Below are 1251 nucleotides of genomic sequence, written 5' to 3'. Positions count from 1 at the left end.
TAATCCGTTTATAATATATTAATAAATGTAATTGAAATAATACAAAATATAATATATTATGTTAACATATTTTAATAATTTAAGGAATTTTTATTATGGCTTCAGTAGTTACTTTCGGCGAGATAATGCTTCGTTTATCGCCTCCTTCAAATTTGAGATTCGTTCAAGCGGATTCTTTCGATATAAGATTCGGCGGAGGAGAAGCAAATGTTTCTTTGGCGCTTTCAAATTTCGGAGTAGAAACTTCGTTTGTCACAAAACTTCCAAATAACGATATTGGACAGGCATGCATAAACGAATTGAGAAGATACGGAGTCGATACTTCAAATATAATTCTGGGCGGCGATAGAATAGGAATATATTTTTTGGAGAGAGGCGCAAGTCAAAGAGGCTCAAAAGTCATTTACGATAGAGCGGGTTCTTCGATTTCAAAAGCCGATATAAAAGATTTCGATTGGGATAAAATTTTTAATAACGCAAAATGGTTTCATCTTACGGGAATAACTCCAGCTTTGGGAAGTAATGTGGCGGAAATATGCATAGAGGCTTGCAAAAAAGCTAAAGAAAAAAATCTTACCGTGAGCCTCGATTTGAATTTTAGAAAAAAATTATGGACATCCGAAGAAGCAAATAAAATGATGAGCAAATTGATGCCCTATGTCGATATATGTATGGCAAACGAAGAGGATGCGGAAAAAGTTTTTGGAATAAAAGCTAAAGACAGCAATATAATCGAAGGCAAACTTTCGCATGAAGGATATAAAGAAGTGGCAAAAGAAATCACAGAAAGATTCAAAGTTAAAAAAGTCGGCATTACTTTAAGAGGCTCGATTTCGGCAAGCGAAAATTTATGGTCATGCATGCTTTATAACGGAAGCGAATATTTTTTCTCAAAAGAATATTTGATTAAAATTGTCGACAGAGTGGGAGGAGGCGACAGTTTTACGGCGGGATTAATTTATTCTTTTCTAAACGGCAAAGACGACAGAGAAGCTTTAGAGTTTGCAACCGCTTCGAGTTGTTTGAAACATTCAATAGAAGGCGATTTTAATATCGTAAGCATTGACGAGGTTATGACGGTTTACAACGGTGACGCTTCTGGAAGAATACAAAGATAAATTAATTGTTGACATTTTTTATAGAATATGATATATTTTATATGAAGTTAATGAATAAATTAAAGTTAATAAATATTGGATAACTTAAATATGGTTAGTAAAAATTACTATAAATTAGCATACTATAATTTCG

1 protein-coding gene is annotated in these 1251 nt (G+C 33.0%); it reads left to right on the top strand.

Translation table 11 applies throughout. The annotated features are described in order from the left end of the window. The first annotated feature begins 95 nt into the window (after positions 1–95). Positions 96–1118 (top strand): sugar kinase, encoded by a 1023-nt coding sequence (locus EZH24_RS12085; protein WP_137999318.1) that lies wholly within the window; start codon positions 96–98, stop codon positions 1116–1118. Positions 1119–1251 lie beyond the last annotated feature (133 nt).

It is taken from the genome of Brachyspira catarrhinii, assembly GCF_005518285.1.
Lineage (GTDB): Bacteria > Spirochaetota > Brachyspiria > Brachyspirales > Brachyspiraceae > Brachyspira > Brachyspira catarrhinii.
Note: the sequence above shows the minus strand (reverse complement) of the source record. Positions and strands in the feature narration are given on the sequence as shown.

Bases quoted from the DNA above. Each gene is read 5' to 3' on its own strand.
- EZH24_RS12085 (WP_137999318.1), top strand. From the start codon at position 96: ATGGCTTCAGTAGTTACTTTCGGCGAGATAATGCTTCGTTTATCGCCT.